This window comes from Marinobacter sp. (assembly GCF_046484525.1).
In the GTDB taxonomy this organism is placed as follows: Bacteria; Pseudomonadota; Gammaproteobacteria; order Pseudomonadales; family Oleiphilaceae; genus Marinobacter.
The window spans coordinates 1-4,369 of the sequence record NZ_JAWOIS010000081.1 but is presented as its reverse complement, the minus strand read 5'-3'; the positions used below and the strand labels follow the sequence as shown (position 1 = coordinate 4,369).

Here is a 4,369-nt window from a genome sequence, read left to right as displayed (position 1 = left end):
TCCAGTTTTCCACTGCCAGGCCGAACCTGGCCTGGCGTGTAATTTGTCCCTTGTGGAGAACCCTGCAGGCACCATATTTTTGAATGGCCTCTGCCCTTTCAACAACCTCTTTTGCATTGTCATCCATTTTTCCGGCAGCAGCCAGAATTTCATGCTCGAGTACGACGGGCTCTTCGAACTGCTCGAACGGCTTGACGGCACGGTGTTTCGGTCCGTGACGACGAACGGCTTGCTCCTCGACGATCGCAACTTCGACGCCTTCGTAAGAACCCGACCGGACAAAGTACACGTCACGATTCACTTTCCCGAACGATGGCGAGAAGTTGAACGGGTGGCAGGGCAGGTCGGCGAGTTGTATGAGGCCGGGATGGCGAGCGGCATCAATTTCTTGGTCCGCCGTTCGGGACTCCCTCAGGCGCAAAAGGCTGCCGAGTATCTTCGCCCTCAAGGATAAGACCAGTGCGATAGCAGGCTTCCGGGTGTGCCTGCAGGCACGCCTGGTATATGTAGTACGCCCCGCGATCCTCTCGCTCCAAGCGGGCATCGTCCAGGTAAGTTTTGGCAAGCGTATAGAGAGGCTCGACAGACAGCCGGGAAGAAAGCCACGTCTGTTCCGCTTTTTCGAGCCACTCCTTTGCCTTTTCCACGTTTTTTTCAACCCCTTTTCCTGCCAGGTAGTGCTCGGCCAGCTTAACCTGGTAGGCCCCGTGCCCCTCTTCGGCACCGATACGGTATATGCGGAACTTGTCTTCGTCCGTGAACTGAAGGCCATCGGTCAAGCTCTCGTGAAGGCGAATGATGGTCTCGATCTGCTCGACGCCCTCCCGCGCCGCATCTTCAACTTCCCGGATTGAGTTTTGTACGTATGATTTTTTCTCATCCGCGATTCTCTGCTGGTGTATCTGCCTCTGGCGCTCCATCTCTTCGTCGGAAACGGCCATAGCGGCCCCCGCGGACGAAGCCAGCAGCACGGCAACTACGCCGTTCGCAATTATTTTCTTCATTATTATCTCCTCCGGCAGCTGCCGTACCCTGTATTCCACGGATTCTACCCCATTCAACGGGCCGCCGGCACAGTCCGGGGAGACCCGGAACAGCCCTGGACCACCGCAACGGTGCGCTCGCCGGCCTCTCCACTGGCGATAACAGTGCACTGAATGGCTGGTTCTTCAGTATCTTTCTTCCAAACTCCAGTAACTCACTCATTTCTTGAATTCATCGCAATTGACACCTGTTGTGCCGGTGATCGCCATTGCCCCCTGCGCGCCGCTTCAATGGCCGCAATATCGATCTTCCCCATCTTCATCATCACCCCGAAGGACCGCCGGGCAGCAGCGGGATCTGGGTCGGCGATGATTTCGGTCAAAGCCACCGGCGTAATCTGCCACGAAATGCCCCATCTGTCCCTGCACCAGTCGCAGGCGTTTTCTTCGGCGCCGCCGTTGAACCAGAGGCAAATGGTGTTCTTTGCGTGTTCCATCGCGTTAGCCCTCCTGCCGCATCTTTTCCCGGCGTGCGATTTCCGCCGGAGTAGGTGGATCCATGGCAAAGTCGCCGGTTGCTACTTTGCCATCCCGCACATAGCGCGCAATCACTATACCGCTCGGTGAAACCCGGCTGGCGGCCAGCTTGAATGCGGCTGGCCTGGTGCCATCGCCAAACAGCTTCTTGCCGTGGCTGAGCACAACCGGGAACGTAAACACGTTGATCTGATCGACCAGATCGTTCGCAAACAACGTCTGTAGCAGATCCGAGCTGCCTTGCGTTACCAGCGCGGGGCCGTCCTCCTGCTTCAATCGAGCGATATCGGCCGCAGCGTCCCTGAGGGCTACTGAACCCTGCCAGGTCAGATCCAGGCCCTGCCGGGTGGTGACGTACTTGTTGATTGAATTGAAGGTCCGGGCGATGGAATCGTCCGGACCGTCCCCGGCGTAGGGCCAGTGGGCTGCAAAAATCTCATAGGTCTTGCGCCCGAGCAGAAGGTCGAAAGGCTGGCCGAACATACGGTCGATCTCTTCGCCAAACACCTCATCCACCATTGGGGCCACCCAGCCGCCGTAGCTGAATCCACCGGTGGGATCTTCTTCGGGCCCGCCGGGCGCCTGCATCACACCATCCAGTGACACCATGGCGCCAACAATCACTTTTCGCATGAGTTCATCCTCCTGGTTTGCTTTCTTGCAACCAGTAGTCGTGTGGGGCACCGCGAAATCGACAGCAGGTTTTATGTTGGATTTAAACGAGTCTAGCTACTCCTCGGCGCAAACATGATGATCGCCATACCCAGCAGGGCGACGGCCGAGCCCAGGATGTCCCAGCCGGTAGGCCGGATACCGTCAACCGCCCAGAGCCACAGTATCGCCATAAAAACGTAGACCCCGCCATAAGCCGCATACACCCGGCCAGCCGCCGTCGGGTGCAGGGACAACAGCCAGGCGAAGAGCGCGAGGCTGAGGGCGCCTGGCACGAGCAGCCAGACGCTCTTGCTCTCGCGGAGCCAGAGGTAGGGCAGGTAACAGCCGACGATCTCCGCCAGGGCGGTTACAACAAACAGACCGAGGGTTTTCAGTTCAGGCACTGGATGAGGCTCCTGTTGATGGGGTGCCGGTATTCAACCGGTTAAAGTGCCAGTCTACTGACCGGTCACTGCCGAGTCAGGCTTGTTTCACTTTTCCGCTCCGCACAGAGGTGCCCGCGTTTGTCTCAGATGACCGAATTCTGGTTGGAATGGGAAAACGTTCCAAACTCTCGGGTTTGATCATAATCGCCAGGAAAATCTCTCCACTTATTCTCTTTGGCAGGTAGAAATTGGCTGTCTTTTGAGATCGTGCAGAGAATGGACCCGGCCTTCAATATGTCTCTAAGGCTTGACGGAATCCGGCTTAGCCAATAAGATGGAGATGAAATGAATCTTATTGGCTGATGAATGAGGATTTTCTATGGCACTGTCATTGAAAAAGATTTTCAAGAAAGAAGATTCGGATGCGGAATCACAGGTTCTGCAAGACACTACATCCGAAAAAGATGTAGAGGCGAATCAGGATGAACCCGAGAAGAAAGGTAAGCACGGAGAGGATGTTTGCTGCGGTTCCTGTTCATAGCAAGCTCATCTGCTCGGCTCTGTTGCCTATGACAAACTCCGGAATTCGAACGCCGGGGTTTGTTATTTCTCCTCAAAAAGCTGAATTTGAGCACCGATGTTAGTTGATGGATCGATATCCAAACGGTCCAGTCACTAAAGCCCTGCCTTGGTATTTCACTCGTCATTTCAACCTCTGACTACCTGACCTGACAGGCGCATTATCGAGATTCAATGGCCAGCAACTGGCGATTACTTTTCAAGCCCGCTTCAAGGTCACGGATCAGGAGATTGATAAAAGGAATTTGCTGGACCCTCGTCTTGAACCCTTCGGGTACTGATTGGCGAAACCAAGAGGCTATCGAAGCTGGCTGTCCTTACTGCCTCTGCGATTGATACTGCCAGAGTGGGTGTGCTGTTTTTCCTGGGCCGACTGGCAGTCAATGCACAACCGAACACCGGGAATGGCCTTGCGGCGATCTGTTCCTGAACCGCACCATCACGTGACCACCCACCTGCCATGGGCTCCTCCGGAATCTGGATGACTGAAACCACTAAACGGTATCATTCGAGCGAGGGCGCTTAAAGATTGTCTATAACCCACCGAGGAACCACCATGTCCTATACGAGCCGATATACACCTGAAACGCTCAGCCGTGACGAGCTGGACCAGACCACGGGCCCGATGGTGATCGAATTCGGTACCAACTGGTGCGGGTTCTGCCAAGGTGCGCAGACAGATATCAAGGCGGCCATGGACAATCACCCAGACGTTCCGCATGTGAAAGTTGAGGATGGCAAAGGCCGGAGGTTGGGGCGGACGTTTGGCGTAAAGCTCTGGCCGTCTCTGATTTTTCTGAAGGATGGTGAAGAAATGGCGCGGTTAGTCCGCCCAGAAAACAGCGGCGACATTGAGGGTGCACTGATAAAAATTCTATGAGGACGTGCGGGCAAGTTTGGAGCCTCGAAACGGTGAAAAAATTGTCCGGCAACAGCAGCTGGCAGTCCCTACGGGCCGGGCAAAAGGTTACAACTCCAGCACAAGATTTCTGCCGCCAAGATGTTTCTCCGTATAAGTATGCCCCGACTGCGAAGACTGGTATCAGTGCCCAGGCCTTCAACGGGGCTTGAAAGGGGGAGGTCAGGAAACCCTGGCCAAGGTTGTTACCGAGGTACTTTACTGGCTTTGCTGAAATCATAGGGTCGCGGATTCACAAAATAGATCTGCCCTGGATTTCAAAGAAACAAAACCTACCAGTAATATAAAGCGGCACCCGCTTTATATTCTAG

At 55.0% G+C, this 4,369-nt stretch carries 7 protein-coding genes and 1 pseudogene; 2 read left to right on the top strand and 6 right to left on the bottom strand.

Annotation, left to right across the window (positions count from 1 at the left end; translation table 11 throughout):
- The 5 genes and pseudogenes from R6W86_RS16400 to R6W86_RS16380 all read right to left on the bottom strand — a co-directional run.
- Positions 1-421 (bottom strand): hypothetical protein (locus tag R6W86_RS16400; protein ID WP_410330426.1); only part of this gene is annotated, 421 nt, incomplete at its 3' end.
- Positions 381-1,004 carry a hypothetical protein gene (locus R6W86_RS16395; protein ID WP_410330425.1) on the bottom strand — a complete coding sequence of 208 codons (624 nt, stop codon included), beginning with the start codon at positions 1,002-1,004 and terminating at the stop codon, positions 381-383. The genes R6W86_RS16400 and R6W86_RS16395, both read right to left, overlap by 41 nt.
- A 194-nt stretch (positions 1,005-1,198) precedes the next feature.
- A pseudogene (locus tag R6W86_RS16390) lies at positions 1,199-1,438 on the bottom strand (VOC family protein); the annotation flags it as partial.
- Positions 1,439-1,484: 46 nt separating this feature from the next.
- On the bottom strand, positions 1,485-2,153 hold the full coding sequence (locus R6W86_RS16385) for a dihydrofolate reductase family protein (protein ID WP_410330424.1): 669 nt from the start codon (positions 2,151-2,153) through the stop codon (positions 1,485-1,487).
- 92 nt (positions 2,154-2,245) lie between these two features.
- Entirely contained in the window at positions 2,246-2,578 is a 333-nt protein-coding gene (locus tag R6W86_RS16380) for a YnfA family protein (RefSeq protein WP_410330422.1), read from the bottom strand.
- Between the two features lie 361 nt (positions 2,579-2,939).
- On the opposite strand from R6W86_RS16380, the gene R6W86_RS16375 reads away from it, so the two are divergent.
- On the top strand, positions 2,940-3,101 hold the full coding sequence (locus tag R6W86_RS16375; protein ID WP_410330421.1) for a CCGSCS motif protein: 162 nt from the start codon (positions 2,940-2,942) through the stop codon (positions 3,099-3,101).
- A gap of 336 nt (positions 3,102-3,437) precedes the next feature.
- On the opposite strand, the gene R6W86_RS16370 is transcribed toward R6W86_RS16375, so the two are convergent.
- Entirely contained in the window at positions 3,438-3,545 is a 108-nt protein-coding gene (locus R6W86_RS16370) for a hypothetical protein (protein WP_410330427.1), read from the bottom strand.
- Between the two features lie 150 nt (positions 3,546-3,695).
- Here R6W86_RS16370 and R6W86_RS16365 point away from each other — a divergent pair, with 150 nt between their 5' ends.
- Positions 3,696-4,019: a thioredoxin family protein gene (locus R6W86_RS16365; protein WP_410330420.1), complete on the top strand. Its 324-nt coding sequence runs from the start codon at positions 3,696-3,698 to the stop codon at positions 4,017-4,019.
- Positions 4,020-4,369: the final 350 nt, after the last annotated feature.